We start from the raw sequence: 21894 nt of genomic DNA, 5'->3' as shown, positions 1-21894 counted from the left end.
GTATCTCCTTGGTCGGTGGTTGACGTCGCGTCACCAGATCAGACGGACGGAAGCCGGAATAATCATCGCTCGCGTGCTCACCTATTCGGGCGATCGGCGATGCAGCGCGAGTTGGAGTTCGAGCAGCAGACGATCGGCGGGATCGGTCAGGTCCATCCCGAGAATGTCCTCGACCCGGCGGATCCGGTAGCGCAGGGTATTCGGATGCACCTGCAGCGCCGTCGCGGCATTGCGCACATCGCCGTGTTCACGCAGATAGGTCTCGACGCTTTCGCGCAGATTCGCGGAATGCTTACGGTCGTAGTCCAATAGCTTGCGCAGGCGCGGATCGTGCAGTTCCGGCCGCGTGCCGACGAGATCGAGGATTTCGCCGAGCAGAACCGCGGTGCGCGATTCGGCCAGCGTGGTCACGCGGCCGCGCGGATAGGTCGCGGCCGTACTGTCGAGGACCCGGTCCACCTCGGCGCGCGCGCCCGCGACATGGGCCAGATCCGGTATGGGACAGGCGATGGCGGCGCGCAATTCGAATTTGACTTCGAGCTGTTCGACCAGCTGACGAGTCCACGCGGTCACGGCATGTGCCGAACGGTATTGCGGCAGTAGCACATACACCCGATCGCCGACGATGGTCGTCACCGAATCCCCGCGAAATGAGCTGGCGCGCAAGCGAAGCACATTGCCGAAGGCGGCGGGCGACTTCACACCGGGAGCGCCCGCGAAGCCGACCACCGCGGCCGGACCGGTCAGCGACAGATTCAACGCACTCGCCACGGCGGGCACATCGGCGGTGCCACCACCCGTTCCGAACAGCCGCTGAATCAGCAGCGCCTCGGTGGAGGGTGCGTCCAGACTGCGCGAAATCAGCCGGGCGGCAATGGCCGACGCACCGCGCAGGATCTCCGCGGCATCCGGTTCGAACGGCCGGTCGCCCTGCTGCAACCAGATCGCGCCGAGCACCCGCGGCGCACTCCCCTCGGCCTGCTCGCGAATGCTCACCACAAGGCGGCGCTTGATATCGAGCTCCTCGTGCGCCGGTATGTCGATGACATCGTCGGTACCGCGCAGCCGATCGAACACTCCCCACTCGCGCAGCACCCGCAGATAGTCGCGCGGCCCCTCCCGGCCGAGGATCGAAAGCACCCGGAGCTGGTCGGCCGCCTGATCCGAGGCCGAATACGCGAGCACATGCGATTGCGGGTCCTCGATGGACACCATCCCGCCCGCATTCTGGGCGACCATCTGCGCCAATCCGAACAGGTCCAGGTCCGCGGCCACCAACTCACCCTCGCTAGCCACGACCACAGCCCACTTTCATACGACTCGCCAATCCGGTCATCCCATCTTTGTCCGCTTGTCCGATTCTGCGGGCTGTTTTGCGGTGTTGACTTCGGCTCACCGTCATACACCGGCACCGCTAGCGATTGCTTGCAGATCGCTCGAAACAACCCAGGAGGACTCATGGACGCCATCGTGTCCACGCCACGCCCGGCCAACGAGCCGGTCGGCACCTTCGCACCGGGCAGCGCCGAACGCGCACGACTGCGGGCGAAACTGACCGAACTCGCCGCGACGCCGACCGAGATCCACCATGTCATCGGCGGCGAGCACCGGCGCACTTCGGGTAAGAGCATCGACGTCGTGCAGCCGCACAACCATGCCGCTGTACTCGGCACCCTCACCACCGCCGAGGCCGGCGATGTCGAGGATGCGATCGCCGCCGCCTCCGCCGCCGCACCCGGCTGGCGGGCGCTGTCCTTCCAGGATCGCGCCGCGATCTTCCTGCGCGCCGCGGATCTGCTATCCGGCCCGTGGCGCGAAACCATCGCCGCCGCAACCATGTTGGGGCAGTCCAAGACCGCCTACCAGGCCGAGATCGACGCACCGTGCGAACTGGTCGACTTCTGGCGCTTCAATGTCCATTTCGCCGGGCAGATCCTGGCCGACCAGCCGATCTCGACCCCGGGTGTATGGAACAAGGTCGAGTATCGCCCACTCGAGGGCTTCGTCTACGCGATCACCCCGTTCAACTTCACCGCGATCGCGGGCAATCTGCCGACCGCGCCCGCCCTGATGGGCAATACGGTCCTGTGGAAGCCATCGCCTACCCAGGCGGTGGCCGCGTATTGGACGATGAAACTGCTGGAGGCCGCGGGGCTGCCGCCCGGCGTCATCAATATGGTGCACGGCGCGGGCCCGAAGATCTCCGATGTCGCGCTGACCGATCGACGGCTCGCGGGCATTCACTTCACCGGTTCGACCGCGACCTTCCAGCACCTGTGGCGTTCGGTGGCGATGAATATCGCCGACTACAACACCTATCCGCGCCTGGTCGGCGAAACCGGCGGTAAGGATTTCGTGCTGGCGCACAGCTCAGCGGATCCGGAGGTACTGACCACCGCGCTGATCCGCGGCGCCTTCGACTATCAGGGCCAGAAGTGCTCGGCCGCATCGCGCGCATTCGTCCCGAAGTCGGTGTGGGCCGAAATGGGACGCGATCTCATCGAGAAGGTCGGTGCGCTGAGCTACGGCGATGTCACCGATTTCGCCAACTTCGGCGGCGCGGTCATCGACCAGCGTGCCTTCGATCGCAATGTCGATGCCATCGCCCGCGCCAAGGCAACCTCGGGCTTGACCATCGCGGTGGGCGGACATACCGACGACACCGTCGGATATTTCGTCGACCCGACCATCCTGCTCGGCGACGACCCCACCGACGAGGCATTCAGCACCGAATACTTCGGCCCCATTCTCTCGGTCCACGTCTACGACGATTCGGTCGCCAGATCCTTCGAGGCTGCCCTCGAACTGGTCGACGGTGGTTCGGCGTATGGCCTGACCGGCGCGATCATCGCCGATGACCGCAGTGCCGTGGCCAAGGCCACCGAAAGTCTGCGCTTCACCGCGGGCAACTTCTACATCAACGACAAGCCCACCGGCGCGGTCGTCGGTCAGCAGCCCTTCGGCGGATCCCGCGCGTCGGGCACCAATGACAAGGCAGGCTCGCCGCAGAATCTGTTGCGCTGGACCTCCGCCCGCACTATCAAGGAAACCTTCGTTCCGCCGACCGAGCACACCTATCCGCACCAGGCACCCGAGGAGATCTGATGGCAATTTCCGGTCTGCTTCGCCCCGCCATGCTCGCCGCCTCGCGCTCGCCGCGCATGGAGCGCACCGTCACCCGCATGTCGACCACCAAGAAACTGGTGGATCGCTTCGTCGCCGGGGAATCCGAGCCGAATGCGGTCGCGGCCGTGGAGAATCTGCTGAGTTCGGGTCGCTACATCACCGTCGACTACCTCGGCGAGGACACCACAGATATCGAGCAGGCGCGCAATACGGTGACGCACTATCTGTCGCTGCTGTCGTTACTCACGTTGCTCCGTGATTCCGGAGCCGTTGGACCGCTGGAGGTTTCGCTCAAGCTCTCGGCGCTCGGTCAATCGTTGCCCGCGGACGGTCACGCGATCGCTCGCGAGCACGCGCACCAGATCTGCACTGCCGCAGCGGATGCGGGCGTGCTGGTCACCATCGACGCCGAAGATCACACGACCACCGATTCGACCCTGTCGATCGTGCGGGAGTTGCGCGCCGACTTCCCCTCGCTCGGTACCGTCCTGCAGGCCTATCTACGACGCACGGAGGCCGACTGCCGGGACTTTTCCGGCTCGGGCTCGCGAATTCGCCTGTGCAAGGGCGCATATCGCGAACCGGCGTCGGTGGCGTATCAGAGCCGGGCCGAGGTCGACCAGTCCTATCTGGACTGTCTGCGGGTGCTGATGAACGGCGACGGCTATCCGATGGTCGCGACCCACGATCCGGCACTCATCGAGGCCGCCGGGGTTTTCGCCACGGCGACCCGGCGCGGCTCCGACGATTTCGAGTTCCAGATGCTCTACGGCATCCGCGACGCTGAACAGCGCCGACTCGTCCGCGAAGCGCGGCACGTTCGGGTCTATGTGCCCTACGGCGATCAGTGGTACGGCTACTTCATGCGCCGACTCGCCGAACGCCCCGCCAACGTGGCGTTCTTCCTCCGCTCGCTGCGACCGGGCAGCCGGCGCTGATCCCCAGCTCGGCGGCCTTGTCTGTGCAGTCGGACAAGGCCTCGGAAGTTTATTTATCCAACTCGCCGATCACAGCGCGTTTGCGGTCCGATTAGCTGAGTGCCGCTCAGATGTGATCTGCGTTACTGCGCTGTCGGGTAGCGCAGAGGACGAAAGGAAGACCTATGTCCCTCGCGGAGTTGCGCAGCCAGATGTTGCGCCGCAAACCCCTCGAGCAGATCGAGGAGGAGACCGGGCCCGCGGACGAGCAACTGAAGCGGTCACTCGGACTGTGGCAACTCACGGCGATCGGCGTCGGCGGCATTATCGGCGCGGGCATTTTCGCCCTGGCCGGTTCGGTCGCGCATTCCGTCACGGGCCCGGCGGTGCTCATCTCGTTCCTGATCGCCGGTGTCGCCAGCGCCTGCGCGGCGCTGTGCTACGCGGAATTCGCCGGGATGGTGCCGAAGGCCGGATCCGCCTACACCTACGGCTATGTCTCTCTCGGCGAGATCGCGGGCTGGTTCATCGGCTGGGATCTGCTGCTGGAGTACATCGCGGTGGCGGCGGTGGTCGCGATCGGCGTCTCCGGATACTTCAAATTCCTACTGGGACAAGTAGATATCACGCTGCCCGATTGGATGATGGGCGCGCACGGCACCGGATCGGGTCATGTGATCGACGTCTTCGCGGTGCTGTTCTGTCTGGGCACCGCGTGGCTGCTTTCGCGCGGCATCAAGAGCGTCGGCCGCTTCGAGACGATCGCCGTCGGCGTCAAGGTCGCGTTGGTCGTATTGATCATCGTGCTCGGTGTCTTCCAGATCGACAGCTCCAATTACACCCCGTACTTTCCGTTCGGTGTGGGCGCGGTGTGGACCGGTGCGGCGACGGTCTTCTTCGCCGTCTTCGGCTATGACGCGATGAGCACGGCCGCCGAGGAATCTGTCGACGGCAAGAAGCATCTGCCCAAGGCCATCATCTACTCGCTGGCCATCGCGATGGTGCTGTACGTGCTGGCAACGCTGGTGCTGACCGGGATGCAGAAGTACACCGAGATCAGCCCGACCAGCGGTTTCTCCACCGCTTTCGAGTCGGTCGGCATGCCGGGCGTCGCGAATATCATCGCGATCGGCGCCATCGTCGGCATTGTCACCGTGGTGCTCACCTTCATGCTCGGCGTGACCCGGGTGTGGTTCGCGATGAGCCGCGACGGGCTGCTGCCGGAGTGGTTCGCCAAAACGCATCCGGTCCGCAAGGTGCCGACCCGGGTGACCTGGATCGTCGGCATCGGATCCGCGACGATGGCCGGTCTGCTCGATATCACCGTGGTCGCCGAGCTGACGAATATCGGCATTCTGATGGCATTCATCGTGGTCTCGGTCGCGGTAATGGTGCTGCGCCGCACCCGACCCGACGAGCCGCGCGCGTTCAAGCTGCCGCTCATGCCGGTGGTGCCGCTGGTCGGCATCGGCTTCTCGATCTACCTGATCTGGTCGCTGCCGTGGGAGACCTGGCTGCGCTTCGCGGTGTGGCTGGTGATCGGACTCGCGGTGTACTTCGGGTACTCGCGGATGCATTCCAAGCTGGAGCGCGACGGGGATGTCTCGCTGGCGAAGTAGGCCCGAAGGTGGCGCCGTCACCGTCCCCCACGCACCCGGCCTAGGCATCCAACTCGATACGGACGCGCTCGAGCACCTCCACTATCCTGGAAAGCCTTGCCGCAGTGGCACAATCGCGATGATATTGCGGGCATGCGCATGGTCGATCCCGCGTAGCCGCCGACCTCACCCAGATACTGAGAGATCGGTCCAGGCGACCGCGCGTAGCGGAAACGAGCCCATCCCACGCACCGGCGCCGGGAGTGCGACCAGCCTGGCACCGGTGTCGGGGACCGCGTCCAGGTTCGTCAGCTGCTCGATGGTCGGGATTCCCGCCCCGAGCAGCGTGTGGTGGCACGGCCGCGTCGGCAGGGACGTGTCATCGACGTCGAGCGAGTCGATGCCCACCAGTGCCACATTGGCGGCGACCAGCGCATCGGCGACCTCGCCGACCAAGAACGGGTGACCGGGGCCTCGATACTCCGACGATCCCCATCGCGCCGACCATCCGGTGTGCACGAGCACCGCCTTGCCCCACAGCCGTGCCGGGTCGCCGATCACATCCGGCCCGACAGCGCGGACTCCCGCCGCGCGGATCATTACGATCGGCACGTTGAACAGCCGTTCCAGCGGCAGCTCGGCGATATCGGCGCCATCGGCATGGAAGTGGAAGGGCGCGGTGATATACGTCCCCGTATTGCCTACGGTATCCACGCGCGCGATTTCGTAGGTCATATCGATCAGCGCCGACCGGTCACGTGCAATGTGTGTGGTGACTCGCGGTTCAGGCAGGCCGGGATAGGTGAGCATCCCGTCCGAGATCGGATGAGACAGCTCGACTATCGCCTTGCTCATGTTAGAGACCGTACCCGCAGTCGGCGGCGCTCCTGCCGGGTAATGCCGCGGCCTGCAATCCGTCGATGACGATCGCCGCCGTCGCGGCGCGAGCCCTCGACCATCCGGTCACCCAGGACATCGGCACCGCGATCCGACGACTACGGGCGCGGCCAGGGACGCCGAGATAGCGCTCGCCCTGATGCGGTGCAAGGCCTCCCAGATCTGGGAGGCCGGCAAATACCCAGTCACCAACTGCCGCCGTAGGTTCGGCGTGCCGGCAACGCAAGTTTCGGTGCAGCGCGAGCGGGTAAAAAACCGAACGCCAGATGCCACATGAAAGACGAAAGGGTTCAACCTTGATCAACGCCAAGAAGCCGATCGCCGTGTCAGCGGCCGCAATCGGGATCACTGCCGGGATGGCGGTGTTCCTCCCAGCCACTGCGTCCGCGGCAACATACGACGGCCAGTGTGGTACAGGCTTCAAGGTGATCGACTCGCACGAGTTGAAGGGCGGCACGGTCTTTCTCACCTACGACGGCAGGACCAACTGCGTGGTCACCGTGCGGGACAAGCCGGGCGACCCGATCTCGATGGGCGCCGCTGTGCGGCAGTCGAAGGACCACTCCCAGGTGGTCATAAACGACGACCGTGTCTTCTCCGACTACGCGTACGCGAAGGTCGAGGCCGAAGGCAAGTGCATCGACTGGGGCGGCCGCATCAAGGACGACCTCTGGGAAGAATTCGGAGTCCACTGCGGATAACGAGCCTCGATCCACCGACGGCCTCGCGGCCGTCGGTGTGAACGGGAAGTCCAGTGGCAGAAGACGTCGTAGACCCTCGTCGGGAGCGGAAACCGGTGGGCAGCCCCCGCCAGGCGATGCCGCCACGCACCAGATAGAAGATCGCGTCCAGGACCAGGCGGCGGGGATGGTTCTCGCTGCGTCCCGCCTTGTTGCCTACGGCATTGCCGGGAGCGGGCAACAGCGGTTCGAGCAGCGTCCACTGCTCGTCGCATCACGAGGACGGATACGCCGGACACGGCGTAGGCGACTCGCCGTGGGCCGGGCATGACGAACACAGACAACTCGGCGATAATGGGCACACGAACTCCTGGTGGAACGTGGTCTCGACAACCGTTTGATCTACCAGGAGTTCTTCATGTTCAGCCTCCGCCACGCCGGACCGAATATCCTTCATCCCCAACCACATTCACCGAACCCGGCGCCACCGAACTCACCGACAACCCGCCACCGCTGAGGAGAGTTCCCGGACGCCCATTGAGATGGATAGGTCGAACTCACGATGAATGCTCGATTCAGGCGTGCAATCCATGGTGATCATGGACGAGCCGACCACCGCACTCGGCGTGCGGGAGACCGCGGCGGTCGAGAAGTTGATGCGCGGCTTGCCCGAGCGCGGGATCACCGTATTGATCATCAGCCACGATCTGGCACAGGTCATGCGATCTGTGACAACGTGGTGGTGCCGCGGCGCGGCAGATCCGTTGCGGCACATCGGATCGACGGGGTGGACGGCGACCGGCTGGTCGCCCTGATCACCGGTGCCGCGCCCGGCAATCTGGACGTCACCGCGAACGGAGCCGAGTCGTGACGGTTGTCGTCCTCGGCTCGGTCAACCAGGACATCGTCTGTGAGGTCGAGCAGCTGCCACGGCCCGGCGAAACCGTGCTGGCACTGCGCTCGCGAACCAACCTGGGCGGCAAGGGTTCCAATCAGGCCGTCGCGGCGGCACGAGCGGGCGGCCGGGTCGAATTCATCGGCAGAATCGGTCGTGATGCCGACCCCGGACTGCGGAAATCGCTACGCGAGTATGGTGTCGAGCTCACCGCATTGCGTGAGGTGCGGGACGCGCGGACCGGCACGGCCTATATCACCGTCGCCGACGGCGAGAACCAGATCGTGGTCGATCCGGGCGCCAACTTCCGCTGGGAACCCGAGCCCGAACTCGACACCATGGCCGAGGCCGATTTGCTGCGGTCGGCGGAAGTCGTTGTCGCACAGTTGGAAGTGCCGCCGAACGTGGTCGAATGGGCCGCGCGGCGGGCGCGCCGTTTCGTCCTCAATGCCGCGCCTGCGACGGTGCTGCCGGATGAGCTGCTGCGCCGCTGCCACCCGCTGATCGTCAACGAATCCGAACTGTCGGCACTGACCGGGGCCGCCGCGCGGACACCCGAACAGGCATTCCACCTGGCCCGTTCACTGTGCCTGCGCGGGGTGGAATCCGTCGTCGCCACCTTGGGCGCCACCGGGTCGGTCTGGGCGCAACGCTGCGATGTGCCCGCACCGGTTGCGGGCGGATATCAGGCTGCGCCACAGGTGAATTCGGTGGACTCCACCGGCGCGGGCGATGCCTTCGTCGGTGCGCTGGCCATCGCACTCGCCGATGGTATGCCGCTGGGCGGCGCCGTGGCCTACGCCACCGCGGCTGGTGCGCTCGCCGTCCAGACGCCGGGAACCCACGCCTCCTACCCCACCGGGGACCAGATCGTCACGGCGCTCGCGGCCATCCCCGTGGCCCAGCCACTTGTCTGACCCCGGTGCCTGCCGGTTCGTGGTGCGCACCGGTGAGGGCCGCCCGTATGCCAACGTGTTGCTGCGGGCTGGGGTGCCCTGGCTGTAGCGTTCAGAAATATTGTTACCTGCAACATTGAACCCAGCGCGCGTGCGGCCCGTATCGATTGCGGAATGGTCAGTTGACTATCTCCTGTCGGGTGCTCGGATCAACGACTGATTCACAGGTCACGCCAGCTCGGCGACTGCTCGCAGCTCGCATCGACATGACGTGTGGGTCGGAGGGAGCGGTAGAGATGGATCTTCGCGAGGTCGTGTCCGCGGGTGTGTGGGAGCAGCGACAGCTGCTGGATCAAGGGGTGCTGACGGCCCGTGAACTGATCGAGGCGACCCTCGACGGGATCGACCAGGCGGGTGAACTCAATGCCTTCACCAGCGTCCTGCACGAGCAAGCCGTCGCCGAAGCCATCGAACGCGATCAGCAGGACGTCGCGTCGCGCGGACCGCTGCACGGCGTCCCGATCGCGGTGAAGGACGAGATCGACGTTGCGGGCGTCCCGACCACCTTCGGCACCCGTGCCAACCTCACCCCGGCGGTCGCCGATGCCGAGGTGGTGCGGCGGCTCCGGGCGGCGGGTGCGGTCATCGTCGGTAAGACCACCATGCCGGAGTTCGGGCAATGGCCCTACACCGAATCCACCACCTACGGGCTGACCCGCAATCCGTGGGACAAGACCCGCTCGGCCGGCGGCTCCAGCGGTGGTTCCGCAGCGGCGGTAGCGGCGGGACTGGTGCCCGCCGCGCTCGGCGGTGACGGCGGCGGCTCGATCCGAATTCCCGCCGCCTGCTGTGGACTCTTCGGCCTGAAAACCCAGCGTGGACGTGTACCGACCGCACCGAACGAACATCTGTGGTGGGCGTTGGGCGTCATCGGCCCGCTCACCCGAAGCGTGCGGGATTCGGCGATCGTCTACGACGTCATCCGCGGCGCCACACCGGCCGACCGGTTCCGCGCCCCCGATCCGGAGCTGTCGTTCGAGGAGGCCGCCCGGCGCACACCGACCAGCCTGCGCATCGGCTACACCACGAAATCACAGACCGTGCTCGCGAAGGCGGTGCCCGAACATGTGCGCGCGGTGCACGACACCGCCGAACTCCTTGCCCAGCTGGGGCATACGGTCACCGAGATCGATCCGGCCTACCCCGATTTCACGGCCGCCTTCTATCCGCAGTTCTACGGGGGTGTGCATGCCGAGATCCCGCTCGTCGATCATCCGGAACGGCTCGAACGCCGCACTCGGCAAAACCTGATGCTCGGTTCCTGGGCTCGCCGGCCGGTCGTCGAATGGGCCATGCGTCGCGGTGAAGCCTTGGCGCGCAAGGCCGACCGCATTTTCGACAAGTGCGATCTGCTGCTGACCCCCACCATTGCGCACCGTCCGCCGCATGTCGGCGTCCTCGACAATACGAACCCTGTCCGCGCACAACTCGCCTCGGTCCCCATGGTCGCCTTCACCGGATTCTGGAATGTGACCGGGCATCCCGCCGCCTCGCTTCCCGCGGGCATGGCCAGCGATGGGCTCCCGCTGGCGGTTCAACTGGTCGGACCGGCGAATGGCGAGACCACCATCCTGTCCGTTGCCGCCCAACTCGAACAGATCCGCCCGCACCCCCGTCCCGCATGACTCGAAAGCCCGTGCCTGCGCTGCCATTGTCGATAAAATTCGCACCGGAGGTGATGTGCCGTGACAAGCGTATTGCTGATCACCGGTGACGCGGCCGAAGACCTGGAGGTCATGTACCCCTACCAGCGCGAATTGTGCTGCGCGAGCGCCTGATCCAGCAGGGCGAGACGGCGCCGTACGGGCTCGATGCCGTCCGAATCCTGACCTGGGCATCGGCTGGTTCCGCGAACGCATCACCGGCTACGACGCGCCGCACGAATTCAGCTACCTCGTCGAGCGCAGCGTTCCGGCTTCTCGCCACGAGGGCGGCCGACCGAACTTCACCGAGGCCGACGATCCTAGCGCAATGACCCGCCCTGGATCGAATGATCTTCGATACAGTTGGCCTGGTGAGGAAGATTGATTCACCGATCGGGCCTGCTGTCGGTGCCGTGCGGTCCACGCCCCGTCCGGCGGTGCAGTTGGACGATATCGACCGAATCCTGCTCGATCAGCTCGCACGGGACGGGCGCATGACCAATAGCGCGCTCGCCGATGTCGCGGGGATCGCGCCGTCGACCTGCCTGGGGCGGGTGCGGTCGCTGGTGGAGCGCGGCGTAATTCGCGGATTCCACGCCGATATCGATCCGGCGGCGCTCGGCCGGAATCTACAGGCCATGATCGCGGTTCGGGTGCATGCCAACGCACGTCCGCACCTCGCCGAGTTCGGGGAGCAATTGGCCGTACTCGACGAAGTGCTGAACGTGTACTTCATCGCGGGCGCCGACGACTATCTGATCCATGTCGCCACGGCCGACAGCGAGGGACTCCGGGTCTTCGTACTGGAACATCTGAGCGCACATCCCGCGGTCGCCTCCACTGAGACGATCCTCATCTTCGAGCACGTGCGCCCGCGAACCAGCCCGATGGCTTAGCTCGCCCACCCGCCGGGTGCCATCCCTAGGCGGCCAGCCTCTCGGCGGCGTAATCGTGTGCCGCCGCAACGGATTCGGACAGCAGGTGGCCGCGGTGTGTGCTCAGACCGGCGGCCAGGCCCGGATCCGCAGCGGCCGCCTCGCGCCAGCCGCGCTCGGCGAGCGAAATCGCATACGGCAGTGTGGCATTGGTGAGCGCGACGGTCGAGGTATACGGCACCGCGCCGGGCATATTGGCGACGCAGTAGAAGACCGAATTGTGCACCTGGTAGGTCGGCTCGGCATGGGTGGTGGGTCGCGAATCCGCGAAGCAACCGCCCTGGTCGATGGCGATATCGACCAGCACCGAACCCGGCTTCATCTGTGCGACGAGGTCATTGGACACCAACGTCGGCGCCTTCGCACCGGGCACCAGCACCGCACCGATCACCAGATCCGCCTCCCGGACCAGACTCTCCACCTCGAAGGTGTTGGAGATGATGGTCCGGACCTGACCGCGATACTGCTCGTCCAGCGCACGCAGTCGCGCGATATTCAGATCCAGCACGGTCACGGCCGCGTGCATGCCGACCGCGACGGCGATCGCATTGCTCCCCGAGACACCACCGCCCAGCACGACCACGTTCGCCGGACGCGCACCCGGCACACCGCCCATCAGCACGCCGCGACCGCCGCCGCTGCGCATCAGGTGATACGCACCGGCCTGCGGCGCGAGCCTGCCCGCGACCTCGCTCATCGGCGCGAGCAGCGGCAGCGAGCCGCCGTTACCGGTGACGGTCTCGTAGGCGATCGAGGTGATCCCGGAGTTCAGCAACGCGTCGGTGCACTCCTTGGATGCCGCCAGATGCAGGTAGGTGAACAGTAGCTGCCCCTCGCGCATGCGCGAATACTCCTCGGCCACCGGCTCTTTCACCTTGAGCACCATTTCCGCGGTGCCCCAGACCTCATCGGCGGTGTCCAGTACCCGCGCCCCGACGGCCGCGTACGCCATGTCCTCGAACGCCGACCCCTGACCGGCACCGGCCTCGATGTACACCTCGTGTCCGCGCGAAACCAGCTCATGCGCACCGGCGGGTGTGCACGCGACCCGGTACTCGTGGTTTTTGACCTCTCGGGGAATTCCGATCTTCATCAACACTCCTGTACGTCGATCCGGCGGATTGGCGACATGTGATCCGTTCGATCGCCTCAGTGCGAGTATGAAGATCATTCAAGATCAGGTCTATATTGGTGAAGATAGTTCTCCAATTCAGAACTTTTACATCCTGATATTTACTTTCATGGATCTGCGGGGCGATTGATCCGAAACATATTCGGAGCCAGGGACCAACGCTCCGGGATCCGACTGATCACCGATTCGGTCGGCCCACTCGTGGCTCATCACATGGGAGCACTTGCCCCACTCCAACGACAGTAAACGGGTCAGCGGCAGTCCACGACGAGTGCCGTCGCATTATCGGTGCTACCAGCCCGTAATGCGTTGTCCACCAAGGTCTCCGCAGCCTTGGCCGCAGTTTTCCCTGCGACGAGTATCGACTTGATCTCGACCATATCGAGCCGCTTGTGCACGCCGTCGGTGCTCAACAGCAGACGGCCCTGGCTCGATCCGGTGGTGGCGCGGCCGATGACATCCGGACTCGCGGTGCGGGTGGAGGTGGTGACGAGGTGGTCCATGCGATTCGCCGGGCGAACCCCTCTGGCACGCATGAACTCCGCCACGGTGTGGTCGGTGGTGATCTGGTGCAGCACCCGGCCGTTCCAACGGTAGGCGCGACAGTCCCCGACCCAGGCGATATCGCAGGGCCCGTCGGGCTGATCAGCGGCGGGGAGCACAGCGATCACGAGCACGCTGTCGGCCTGCTCTTCCGGGAATTCACGCAGCAACTCCTGCTGGGCCGCGACCACGCCAGCCAGCGCGCCGTTGCCCGCACCGATCCGCGCGGCGACCGAGGCCGCGGTCCGCGCCGCCCTGGCAGCTGGCAGGTTGTCGCCGACCCCGTCGGCGACAACGAACGCGGTACGCCCGACAGCGGGATCGGTGTAGGTGGCGAAGGCGTCGGCATTGAGCGAGCGCCGCCCACGGGTGCTCACCACACCGGGCGTGATACCGCCGAGCTTTGCCGGATCCGGACGGACGATGGCGATCGAAGCGGTTGTCTGCAAGGTCTGACCTCCTTGGGCTGGACCTGCCCCAACACTGCCGATCCGCACAACTCTGTAACTCCAGTGAACCTCGGTTTTCCGTGTACCGTGCCAAAATTACGTGAGAGAATCCTTTGAATCGTCGACGGACCCGCCAACGGCATCCGACTGCCGAAATACGATGGCTCGGTGGACAGCGACGACGGCCTCGATCAAATGCTGGCGAACCGCGGTAACTGGGATGCCCGTGCCCCGATTCACGCGGCCAGCGAGTTCTATCGCGATCGCGATTCGTCGTATTGGTTCGCACCCTTCGAATGGAATGTCCTCGGCGATGTGCGCGACCGCGATGTGCTGCATCTGCAGTGCCATCTCGGTACCGAGACAATCGAATTCGCCAAGCGCGGCGCAACGGCGGTCGGTCTCGACTTCTCCCCCGCCTCCATGAGGCATGCCCGAGAACTCGCCGCCGATGCCGTCGAGTACGTGTGCGCCGATGTCTACGATGCGCCGAATGCTTTGGGGCACAGGCAATTCGACATCGTCTACACCGGCAAGGGTGCGCTCTGCTATCTGCCCGACCTGCCGCGCTGGGCGGCGGTGCTCGCCGAACTGCTGCGTCCCGGCGGCCTCGTATACATCGTCGAATTCCACCCGCTGCTGCACTCCCTCGGACCGACGCCACCGGCCGGCGTAGATCCGGATTCACTTGTCCTGCACGATGATTACCTCGATGGGCGTGGTGCGCAGCGCCGCGACAGCGACCACACCTACACCGATGGCCCGGCACTGACCAGCAACACGACGGTATACGAATGGCGCCATGGGCTCGGCGAAGTGATCAATGCCCTGATCAGCGCGGGGCTGCGCATTGTCGATCTCACCGAAACCGAGATGTTGCCGTGGCCGCGCTGGTCCCGCATGATCCGCACCGACAACGACTGGTTCCGGCTCCCGCCGACGGACCCTATCCTTCCGTTGCTGTATGGGTTGGCGGCAACCAAACCGGCCTAGCCGCAGCATATCCCGCAACTTTGCTACGCGATAGCGCTGCACTCCTTACACTGCGACGATCCACATCGAGGGAGCGTCGAGTGTCCACTACCGTCCAGGTCTTGTTCGTTGTCGTCGCCGTGCTCGTCGGCATTATCGTCGCGGTGATATCCGGAATTCTCTCCAAGGTCAGCGGCTCGCCCTCGGGCATCGTGATTCGTGACGGCGGCGTCGCCTTCGTGGGTACGGCCGGTCTGACCCTGCTATTACTCAAAGCCATCGGAGTGCTTTGAGCGCCCGAGGCCGAACAGCCGGAATCAGTTGCCGAAGACGACGCAGGCGAAGCCGACATGTGCGCCGGTGCCGACCCGGACGTCGACCGTTCCGATAGGCGTGACATCCGGGGCCTGCACGGCGCTGAGCGTGTGCGGGCCGGTGGTCTTCGGGATCCAGGTCAGCAGGGCGATACCGCCCAGCGGTCGGACCACTCCGAACAGGACGCCGTTGTCGTAAAAGGAGACCGGTTCGGCGGCATTGCTGACATAGGCCTCGGCAGTGGCCGGGCAGTCGGTACCGTAGTTGGTCGCTCGGTCCGTGTGCCGCGAAATACCGCCGATCGGTTGGCTCGAGGTGCGCTGCGGCGCCACCCGGGGCACCTTTGCTCCGGCATGCGAATCGCCGTCCGGAGCAACCGAATCACCGCCGATTACGCATAAGCGACAAAAGGCCCGGGCAACAGGACTAATCTCCGGCGCATGGTAGTTGAGTGGCCGGATGAAATCGATGATGTCCTGCACGGTGATCTCACCGTCGGATCGGCTTATATCACTCCGGCCGGTGGGGCGGTGGTGACGGCGGTATCGCCGATCGGGATGCGGGACCGAGAGTTGGGAACGGTCGGGTTCACGACCTCGCTCGGCTTCGGTCGCAAGCTGGAGCGGATCAAACGCGAGCCGAAGGTCGCGCTCGCATATCACGCACGTGAGCATGGTCTCGGCGACCAGAAAAATCAACGCTTCGTACTGGTACAGGGCATCGCCACCTTCGACGCCGAGCCCGACCCCGACACCCTCGACCGAGTCGGCGAGCAGGCGACGCCCTATCTCGGCGCACCACGGCGCGGCCTCTTCTGGGATCGCTGGCTCAGCGCGTATTACACCGATCGGGTGCTGGTGACGGTCGCGGTCACCCGGATCATCGCCTGGCCGAATCTGGATGCGACCGGCGAACCGGAGGTATTCGGCGAACCGCTGCCCGCCACCGTGGATTCCCAGAAGCCGCCCGCAAAAGGTACCGGCCCCCGGGTGGACAGTGCCAAGGCCGCCGCGCGCGCCACGAAACTGCCGCACTGTCTGCTCGCCTACCGCCAGTCCGACGGCTACCCAGCGGTCGTCCCCGCGCAAGTCACCGGCTCGAGCGAGGCGGGGGTAAACCTCACGGTCCCAGCGGAAATCGCCCAGGGCGGCCGCCGCGCGGGTCTGCTCGCCCACAGCTACCGCCCACAGCTCGTCGGCCTCGAATGCCGCCAGCACACCGGCTGGATCGAAATCGACGGCACCGATGCGACCTACGCACCCCACACCGAGTCCGGTTTCATCGCACCACCCAACAAGACACTGCTGTTGCTGGCCAACGGATTGATGGCCCGCCGCGGACTGGCCCGAGCCCGAAAACAGGGCCGCATCGACGCCTCGAGCTGACCCCGGAAAGACACGAACCCCCTCCCGATCGAAATCGGAAGGGGGCCCGGCTTTTCAGGTGGACTAATCCAGCGTAACCGGCAACCTGGCATGCCCATTCGAGATGAAACTGACCACCGTCCCCAACTCGGACGGATCCGCCGCCAACCGCATATTCGGAAAGCGCGCGAAGATCGCGGGCAACGACACCAGCGCCTCGAGCCGAGCCAACGGCGCCCCCAGGCAATGGTGCACCCCGTAGCCGAAAGCCAAGTGGTCTTTACTGTCTCGGGCCAGATCGAATTGATCGGCGGTGTCGCCGTGAACTTTCGGATCACGGTTCGCGGCCGCGTAGGAGGCGAGAATCGCCTCGCCCTTGGCGAAATGCACCCCGTCGATCTCGATATCGTCGACCGCGAACCGCAGCGGCAGATGCGCGATCGGCGCCTCGAACCGCAACGCTTCCTCGACCAGATCGGCCCACGCCGCCCGCTCCGCGACCAGTCCGGCGCGCTGCTCCGGATTGGTCAGCAGCGCGAAGATCGCCTGGTCGAGCAGATTGACCGTGGTCTCGTGCCCGGCGCTGATGACAAGCAGCAGCGTATCGATCAATTCCTGCTCGGCGAGCTGGGACCCGTCGTCCTCGTCGCGGTGTGAGATCAGCAGACTGGTCATATCGTCGCCGGGATGGTCGCGCCGATACGCCACCAATTCACCGAGGATCCGATACATCTCCATGTAGTTCGCCTGCGACTCCTCCGGACCGAGCGAGGTGTCGAAAATACCGTCGACGCATTTGCGCAAGCCCGGATTGAGTTCCTCGGGCACACCCATCAATTCGGAGATGACCTGGATCGGCAGCGGATACGCGAAACCCTCACGCAGATCGACCGGTTCGCCCGCAGGCGTCTTGGCGAGTTCGGCGAGCAGTTCCTCGGTGATCCGCTCGATCCGCCCGCGCATCGCCTCGGTGCGCCGATGGGTGAACGCGGGCGCGACCAACTTGCGCAGCCGCTTGTGGTCCGCGCCGTAGGCGGTGAACATGTTGTTCACCCCGACCCACAGGAAAAGCGGCCAGTCCTGCGGAATCTCGCCGTTGATGAGCGCGGGCCAGTGCCGGCTCGCATCCTTGGATACCCGCGCGTCGACGAGCAGCTTCTTGAGCAACCCGGCATCGGTTACCGACCAGGCCCGTACACCGCCGGGCAATTCTACGAGCGCCACCGGCCCGCGCTCGCGCAGGCGTGCGGATTCGCCCTGGATATCGGTTCCCGTGAGATCCAAGGTAATAGGTTGTTGCACTACAGAAATCTCCTTACAGCATGGCTAGCGGAGGGGATTTGGGAAAAGTGACTGGAAGGGATACCAAGGCCCGGTGGAACGGCCCCGGCCGCCAGGCGAGTTGTTCGGGCTCTGTCCCCAAACGCATTTCGGGAAGTGCGTCGAGCAGCTGGTCGATGGCGTCCTGGACGATGAGATAGGCGACCGACCGCGCCGGGCAGGAATGCGGGCCGACACTCCATGCCAGATGCGAACGGTTGGGCCCGAATTCGCTCACCCCGACGGCGGGATCGTTATTACATCCGGACATGCTGATGACGACCGGTAGGTGAGCGGGCAGCCAGACGCCGTCGATGAGGATCGGCTGTCTCGGATAGGAGACACAGTAGTTCGCCAATGGCGGGTCGGTGAACAGCACTTCGTCGAGTGCGTCACGGGTGGAAAGACTTCCGCCGTGCACGCTGCCCGCGAACCGGTCGTCGGTCATCATCAGCAGCAGTGTGTTGGTGATCAGGTTCTGCTGCGGTTCGATGCCCGCGCCGTAGACGGTGACGAGCTGGTGGATCATCTCCTCGTCCGACAGCACCGCCGAATGCGCGATCAGCCGCGAGGTGATGTCGTCGCCCGGAACGCTGCGCTTCAGCGTGACGAGTTCGAACAGGGCGTCGGTGAGCATCGCGTTGCCCTTGTCGGCGTTCACACCTTCGAAGATGGCCGCCATCCCGGTGGCGACCTGCTGACCGATCTCCGCCGGACAACCGAGCATCTCGTTCAACACCTGGAAGGTGAGCGGAAATGCGTACTGGCTGATCAGATCGGCCGCACCGTCACCGCAGAAGGCATTGATCAGTGGAATGGCGGCACCTTCGACGACGGCATGTAGTGCGTGCAGATCGACTTCGGCCAGACTTGCCGCATTCGCCTGTCGATAGCGCAAATGCTCGTTACCCGCACTGCGCAAGGCATTCGGCCGCCATTCCAGCATCGGCAACACCGGGCATTCACCGGGAATCTTTTGCTGCCAGATGCGCGGATCTGCCGGAAAGTGGACGGGATCGTTGAGGATTCGCACGGCGGTGTGATAGCCGATCACCAAAGTCGCTGGTACACCGGGCGATAGGTCAACCGGTACCAGAGATCCGAACTGGCGGCGCATGTCACGGTACGCGCGGTGCGGATCTGCTGCGAACTCCTCTGAGTAGAGCGGTACGCGCGGGCCGTCGGCATCGATCGGCGACCCCAACGCGACAGGGCCGGGCTTTGTTGTATCAGTATGCAATGCGTAGTTACTTCCGAGACTCCTGGCGATGGAATAGGAACTCGACGAGCGTGATCAGCGATCGCAGACAGGTGCTGCGTTGCCGCGCGTCGAGCGAGGTCAACGGAGTATCCGGAGCGAGATCCAGCGCGTCCCGGATCTCTTCGAGCGAATAGCGCTTAGCGCCTTCGAACTGGTTGACCGCGACCGAATAATGCACCCCGCGCTCCTCGAGCACGGACAGCACCTCGTCGGCCTTCTCGATGCGCCGGGTGTCCACCAGGACCAGGGCGCCGAGCGCACCACGCGCCAACTCCTCCCACAGCGGGACGAAACGCCGCTGTCCCGGCGTCCCGAAAAGATAGAGCGCGAGTGTGGGATTCAGCGTGATTCGGCCGAAATCCATCGCCACGGTCGTCTGCGATTTGCCGGGTAGCCCGGCCATATCGTCGACGCCGACACTGGCCTCGGTGATCGTTTCCTCCGTGCGCAGCGGCCGGATCTCCGAAACGCTGTTCACGAATGTCGTTTTGCCGACACCGAAATTGCCTGCCACCAAGAGCTTTACCGACCGGGTCACGGTCTCCGGCACATAGTCGACAGTGCGCTCAGGCCGGGAGAGCGCGGAGCCCATTGAGTACCTCCTCGAGCAGGGTGATCTCCGGCATGACTTCGGCCGGGGTCGGAGTGGCCAGATGTTCGCTGTCCAGCAGATCGGCGACGACGATCTTCACCACGGACGGCGGCAGGTCGAGATAGGCGGCGATCTCGGCAATGGACAGGGCACTGCGACGGCTGCACAGGTTGAGTACCTGGCGCGCATCGGGTGTCGCACCAGGTGCCGGATCTTTGGCGGCGACGACCAGGGTGACCAGGTCCAACTCACGACTGGGACGGATTCGCCCCCCGGTGCGCACGTAGGCCCGGACCAAGTCGGGGTCTCGCCGGGACCTCGTCATGACGTCAAGCCGCCCTCAACCCTCCCGCGCGGCTGGGCGCCTAACTCGTGCCCGACCCGCCCGGCGAGTTCGTTCATGCGGTGCGCGACCAGCCCGATATCGGTCTCGGGCGTCGTCGAAACACCGAGCAGTGCACCCTCGCCCGCCGCGGTGATGAGGATCATGCCCTGGTCGTATTCGGTCATGTTCTGGCGCACACCATTGTCGAAGCCACCACAGAATTCGCCGAGCGCCTTACCTAGTGAGCGAAGACCCGAGGCGGCCGCGGAGAAACGCTCGGCATCATCCTTGTTGACACCGTCGGAGTGCGCGATCCGCAGTCCGTCGTCGGATAGCAGCACCGCGAACCGGACGCCGGGAACGTTGCTGAGATCCTCGAGTAGCCAACCCAGCCTATTGCTGCTGTCGGTCACCGGTGTGCTCATCAGGATGACATCCCTTCGCTGTTATCGGAGGCAGCAGCCTCACGGCCGCTCTTGGAACCCGTCTGCCAGGCGGAGGCGATTTCGGGACGAGCCTGTCCCGCTTCGGATTCGGTGCTGGTCTGCGCGGGCACCGAAGACACCGCCCGACGGCGTCGCTTGGGTAGACCGCCACTGGTGATCTCGTGCACAGCGAACTCCTCGTTCTCGGCGGGTTGTTCGCCCACCCCGGCCAAGACCGGAACCGGGGATAATTCGAAGGGCTTATCCTCGGCGATAGCGGTCGGCACGGGTTCCGGGGCCGGGGTGACGGCGGGAACAGCCGGTTCGGCGTTGGCCACCGTGGTGACGAGCAGCGCCTCGGGGATGTAGACCATCGCCCGCATACCGCCGTAGACGTTCGGGCCATCGATGTAGACGGTGAATCCGTAGCGTCGGGCCAGTGCCGCGATGCCTGGGAAACCGACGCGCGGGGACGGGCCGAGCTGGTGGATGTCGATCGGGCGCTCATTGGCGAGAACCTGCCTGGCCTCCTCCATCTGCTCCGCGTTCATCCGCACACCGGCATCGTCGATGATGACGGTGACGCCGTGGTGGCCCTCCTGGAAGGTCACATCCACATACGACGTCGGCGGGGAGTAGCGCAGCGCGTTGTCGAGCAGCGTGGCCAGCGTGTGCACCAGCGGTTCCACCGCGCGGCTGATGACGATGCGGTCGAGCTGGTTGGCCCGCACCCGCAGGTAGTCACGCACACGCCCGACCGCGCCGCCGACTACATCGGTGAGCGACTGCGCGGGCCAGCGTCGACCCGGCAGACCACCACAGACGATCACATACGACTGGGCCTGCCGCAGCATCTGCTGCACGGTGTGGTCGATGCGGGTGAGGGTGGCGTAGACCTCGTCGTCGCGGTGCTCGCGCAGCGCGGAGCTCACCACCTGACTGACATCCGCGCCGAGGCTGACCACGGAGGTGCCGAAGGAACGCACCGCCGCACTGGTCGCGGCCCGCGAGGCGGATTCGATCTCGGCTCGAGTGCCCTCCTCGGTCGCCTTGATCGCCTGCTGCGCCTTTTCCTCGGCCTCACCTACGGCCTGCTCGTGCGCCTCCGACTGCACCATGCGCAGGTCCTCGGCGTACCGCTCGGAAATCCATTGCAGGCACTGGGTGAACCGGGAAGCCTCCTGACCTGTCGGCACCTCGATGGCCGAAACCGGTGCCTCGAAGCGGCGCACCGCCTCGGTCATCGCCGGCAGTGTCTGGCCGGCGAAGTGCTCGAGGGTTTCCTCCTGCGCCCGATTCGCTCTATTGAGGGTGTCGGCGCGGATCTTCTGTTGTTTCGCGTATTGCGCTACATACAACGCCGCCGCCACGGCAATAATGAGAGCGGGGGCGAGGATCCATGAAAGCACCACGGCGATATCTTGATTCATCAGCTCTCTCGTCGTTGCGACAGCCGGTGTCACTGCGCGTTGTCTCGCCTTCCTCGCGACGCCGACCAGGATCAACATTCGTCGAATGCGGCCACATCGACACCGGCACCAACCCCAGA

Annotated in this window: 23 protein-coding genes and 1 pseudogene; 12 read left to right on the top strand and 12 right to left on the bottom strand. The window is 65.2% G+C overall.

Annotation, left to right across the window (positions count from 1 at the left end; genetic code table 11):
* Positions 1-81: 81 nt before the first annotated feature.
* A pseudogene (locus ACQPXH_RS13150) lies at positions 82-1278 on the bottom strand (PucR family transcriptional regulator); the annotation flags it as partial.
* 180 nt (positions 1279-1458) lie between these two features.
* Here ACQPXH_RS13150 and pruA point away from each other — a divergent pair.
* The 3 genes from pruA to ACQPXH_RS13135 all read left to right on the top strand — a co-directional run bounded on the left by pruA (position 1459) and on the right by ACQPXH_RS13135 (position 5662).
* Complete coding sequence (gene pruA, locus ACQPXH_RS13145; protein WP_433602619.1) at positions 1459-3105, top strand: L-glutamate gamma-semialdehyde dehydrogenase; 1647 nt, start codon at positions 1459-1461, stop codon at positions 3103-3105.
* Positions 3105-4064 carry a proline dehydrogenase family protein gene (locus ACQPXH_RS13140; RefSeq protein ID WP_433602617.1) on the top strand — a complete coding sequence of 320 codons (960 nt, stop codon included), beginning with the start codon at positions 3105-3107 and terminating at the stop codon, positions 4062-4064. Before pruA ends, ACQPXH_RS13140 begins: the two co-directional genes overlap by 1 nt.
* A 164-nt stretch (positions 4065-4228) precedes the next feature.
* The gene (locus ACQPXH_RS13135) at positions 4229-5662 is read left to right on the top strand and encodes an amino acid permease (protein WP_433602616.1); all 1434 of its coding nucleotides are present in this window, start codon (positions 4229-4231) and stop codon (positions 5660-5662) included.
* A 165-nt stretch (positions 5663-5827) separates the two neighbouring features.
* Here the strand turns inward: ACQPXH_RS13135 and ACQPXH_RS13130 are convergent, their stop codons facing one another.
* Positions 5828-6496, bottom strand: coding sequence for a cyclase family protein (locus tag ACQPXH_RS13130; RefSeq protein WP_433602615.1), 669 nt, complete (start codon positions 6494-6496; stop codon positions 5828-5830).
* A 338-nt stretch (positions 6497-6834) separates the two neighbouring features.
* Between ACQPXH_RS13130 and ACQPXH_RS13125 the strand changes: the two genes are divergently transcribed.
* Positions 6835-7239 (top strand): hypothetical protein, encoded by a 405-nt coding sequence (locus ACQPXH_RS13125; RefSeq protein ID WP_433602614.1) that lies wholly within the window; start codon positions 6835-6837, stop codon positions 7237-7239.
* Here ACQPXH_RS13125 and ACQPXH_RS13120 read toward each other — a convergent pair.
* A complete protein-coding gene (locus tag ACQPXH_RS13120; protein WP_433602613.1) occupies positions 7196-7459 on the bottom strand; it encodes a transposase in 264 nt (87 codons plus the stop codon). The genes ACQPXH_RS13125 and ACQPXH_RS13120 overlap by 44 nt on opposite strands.
* Before the next feature lie 349 nt (positions 7460-7808).
* On the opposite strand from ACQPXH_RS13120, the gene ACQPXH_RS13115 reads away from it, so the two are divergent.
* From ACQPXH_RS13115 to ACQPXH_RS13095, 5 genes are all read left to right on the top strand, one after another.
* On the top strand, positions 7809-8033 hold the full coding sequence (locus tag ACQPXH_RS13115) for a hypothetical protein (protein ID WP_433602612.1): 225 nt from the start codon (positions 7809-7811) through the stop codon (positions 8031-8033).
* Positions 8034-8085: 52 nt separating this feature from the next.
* Positions 8086-9030: a ribokinase gene (locus ACQPXH_RS13110; RefSeq protein WP_433602611.1), complete on the top strand. Its 945-nt coding sequence runs from the start codon at positions 8086-8088 to the stop codon at positions 9028-9030.
* Positions 9023-9118 carry an RbsD/FucU domain-containing protein gene (locus ACQPXH_RS13105; RefSeq protein ID WP_433602610.1) on the top strand — a complete coding sequence of 32 codons (96 nt, stop codon included), beginning with the start codon at positions 9023-9025 and terminating at the stop codon, positions 9116-9118. Before ACQPXH_RS13110 ends, ACQPXH_RS13105 begins: the two co-directional genes overlap by 8 nt.
* Before the next feature lie 187 nt (positions 9119-9305).
* Complete coding sequence (locus tag ACQPXH_RS13100; protein WP_433602609.1) at positions 9306-10694, top strand: amidase; 1389 nt, start codon at positions 9306-9308, stop codon at positions 10692-10694.
* A 410-nt stretch (positions 10695-11104) separates the two neighbouring features.
* Entirely contained in the window at positions 11105-11608 is a 504-nt protein-coding gene (locus tag ACQPXH_RS13095) for an Lrp/AsnC family transcriptional regulator (protein WP_433603432.1), read from the top strand.
* Positions 11609-11633: 25 nt separating this feature from the next.
* Here ACQPXH_RS13095 and ald read toward each other — a convergent pair whose 3' ends face one another.
* Both ald and ACQPXH_RS13085 read right to left on the bottom strand, forming a co-directional pair.
* A complete protein-coding gene (ald, locus tag ACQPXH_RS13090; protein ID WP_433602608.1) occupies positions 11634-12740 on the bottom strand; it encodes an alanine dehydrogenase in 1107 nt (368 codons plus the stop codon).
* 290 nt (positions 12741-13030) lie between these two features.
* Positions 13031-13771 (bottom strand): PP2C family protein-serine/threonine phosphatase, encoded by a 741-nt coding sequence (locus tag ACQPXH_RS13085; RefSeq protein ID WP_433602607.1) that lies wholly within the window; start codon positions 13769-13771, stop codon positions 13031-13033.
* A 168-nt stretch (positions 13772-13939) separates the two neighbouring features.
* On the opposite strand from ACQPXH_RS13085, the gene ACQPXH_RS13080 reads away from it, so the two are divergent.
* Entirely contained in the window at positions 13940-14764 is an 825-nt protein-coding gene (locus ACQPXH_RS13080) for a class I SAM-dependent methyltransferase (protein ID WP_433602606.1), read from the top strand.
* Between the two features lie 80 nt (positions 14765-14844).
* The gene (locus ACQPXH_RS13075) at positions 14845-15036 is read left to right on the top strand and encodes a hypothetical protein (RefSeq protein WP_433602605.1); all 192 of its coding nucleotides are present in this window, start codon (positions 14845-14847) and stop codon (positions 15034-15036) included.
* A gap of 24 nt (positions 15037-15060) precedes the next feature.
* Here the strand turns inward: ACQPXH_RS13075 and ACQPXH_RS13070 are convergent, their stop codons facing one another.
* The gene (locus tag ACQPXH_RS13070; RefSeq protein WP_433602604.1) at positions 15061-15390 is read right to left on the bottom strand and encodes a hypothetical protein; all 330 of its coding nucleotides are present in this window, start codon (positions 15388-15390) and stop codon (positions 15061-15063) included.
* A 108-nt stretch (positions 15391-15498) separates the two neighbouring features.
* Here ACQPXH_RS13070 and ACQPXH_RS13065 point away from each other — a divergent pair, with 108 nt between their 5' ends.
* A complete protein-coding gene (locus tag ACQPXH_RS13065; RefSeq protein WP_433602603.1) occupies positions 15499-16443 on the top strand; it encodes a hypothetical protein in 945 nt (314 codons plus the stop codon).
* Between the two features lie 63 nt (positions 16444-16506).
* Here ACQPXH_RS13065 and ACQPXH_RS13060 read toward each other — a convergent pair whose 3' ends face one another.
* From ACQPXH_RS13060 to ACQPXH_RS13035, 6 genes are all read right to left on the bottom strand, one after another.
* A complete protein-coding gene (locus ACQPXH_RS13060; protein ID WP_433602602.1) occupies positions 16507-17724 on the bottom strand; it encodes a cytochrome P450 family protein in 1218 nt (405 codons plus the stop codon).
* Between the two features lie 13 nt (positions 17725-17737).
* Positions 17738-18796 carry a cytochrome P450 gene (locus tag ACQPXH_RS13055; RefSeq protein WP_433602601.1) on the bottom strand — a complete coding sequence of 353 codons (1059 nt, stop codon included), beginning with the start codon at positions 18794-18796 and terminating at the stop codon, positions 17738-17740.
* A gap of 193 nt (positions 18797-18989) precedes the next feature.
* Positions 18990-19595 (bottom strand): GTP-binding protein, encoded by a 606-nt coding sequence (locus ACQPXH_RS13050; RefSeq protein ID WP_433602600.1) that lies wholly within the window; start codon positions 19593-19595, stop codon positions 18990-18992.
* A complete protein-coding gene (locus ACQPXH_RS13045) occupies positions 19570-19920 on the bottom strand; it encodes a DUF742 domain-containing protein (protein ID WP_063037917.1) in 351 nt (116 codons plus the stop codon). The genes ACQPXH_RS13050 and ACQPXH_RS13045 overlap by 26 nt, the downstream gene beginning before the upstream one ends.
* The gene (locus ACQPXH_RS13040; protein ID WP_433602599.1) at positions 19917-20345 is read right to left on the bottom strand and encodes a roadblock/LC7 domain-containing protein; all 429 of its coding nucleotides are present in this window, start codon (positions 20343-20345) and stop codon (positions 19917-19919) included. Before ACQPXH_RS13040 ends, ACQPXH_RS13045 begins: the two co-directional genes overlap by 4 nt.
* Positions 20345-21775: an ATP-binding protein gene (locus ACQPXH_RS13035; RefSeq protein ID WP_433602598.1), complete on the bottom strand. Its 1431-nt coding sequence runs from the start codon at positions 21773-21775 to the stop codon at positions 20345-20347. Before ACQPXH_RS13035 ends, ACQPXH_RS13040 begins: the two co-directional genes overlap by 1 nt.
* Positions 21776-21894 lie beyond the last annotated feature (119 nt).

Source organism: Nocardia sp. CA-135953, from assembly GCF_050955735.1.
Taxonomy (GTDB): domain Bacteria; phylum Actinomycetota; class Actinomycetes; order Mycobacteriales; family Mycobacteriaceae; genus Nocardia.
This window is presented reverse-complemented; position numbering and strand designations above follow the sequence as displayed.

Excerpts from the sequence above, each read along its gene's own strand:
- ACQPXH_RS13135 (WP_433602616.1), top strand. The coding sequence starts at position 4,229 with ATGTCCCTCGCGGAGTTGCGCAGCCAGATGTTGCGCCGCAAACCCCTC.
- ACQPXH_RS13065 (WP_433602603.1), top strand. The coding sequence starts at position 15,499 with ATGGTAGTTGAGTGGCCGGATGAAATCGATGATGTCCTGCACGGTGAT.
- ACQPXH_RS13115 (WP_433602612.1), top strand. The coding sequence starts at position 7,809 with ATGGTGATCATGGACGAGCCGACCACCGCACTCGGCGTGCGGGAGACC.
- ACQPXH_RS13035 (WP_433602598.1), bottom strand. The coding sequence starts at position 21,775 with ATGAATCAAGATATCGCCGTGGTGCTTTCATGGATCCTCGCCCCCGCT.
- ACQPXH_RS13045 (WP_063037917.1), bottom strand. The coding sequence starts at position 19,920 with ATGACGAGGTCCCGGCGAGACCCCGACTTGGTCCGGGCCTACGTGCGC.
- pruA (WP_433602619.1), top strand. The coding sequence starts at position 1,459 with ATGGACGCCATCGTGTCCACGCCACGCCCGGCCAACGAGCCGGTCGGC.
- ACQPXH_RS13050 (WP_433602600.1), bottom strand. The coding sequence starts at position 19,595 with ATGGGCTCCGCGCTCTCCCGGCCTGAGCGCACTGTCGACTATGTGCCG.
- ACQPXH_RS13040 (WP_433602599.1), bottom strand. The coding sequence starts at position 20,345 with ATGAGCACACCGGTGACCGACAGCAGCAATAGGCTGGGTTGGCTACTC.
- ald (WP_433602608.1), bottom strand. The coding sequence starts at position 12,740 with ATGAAGATCGGAATTCCCCGAGAGGTCAAAAACCACGAGTACCGGGTC.
- ACQPXH_RS13100 (WP_433602609.1), top strand. The coding sequence starts at position 9,306 with ATGGATCTTCGCGAGGTCGTGTCCGCGGGTGTGTGGGAGCAGCGACAG.
- ACQPXH_RS13140 (WP_433602617.1), top strand. The coding sequence starts at position 3,105 with ATGGCAATTTCCGGTCTGCTTCGCCCCGCCATGCTCGCCGCCTCGCGC.
- ACQPXH_RS13130 (WP_433602615.1), bottom strand. The coding sequence starts at position 6,496 with ATGAGCAAGGCGATAGTCGAGCTGTCTCATCCGATCTCGGACGGGATG.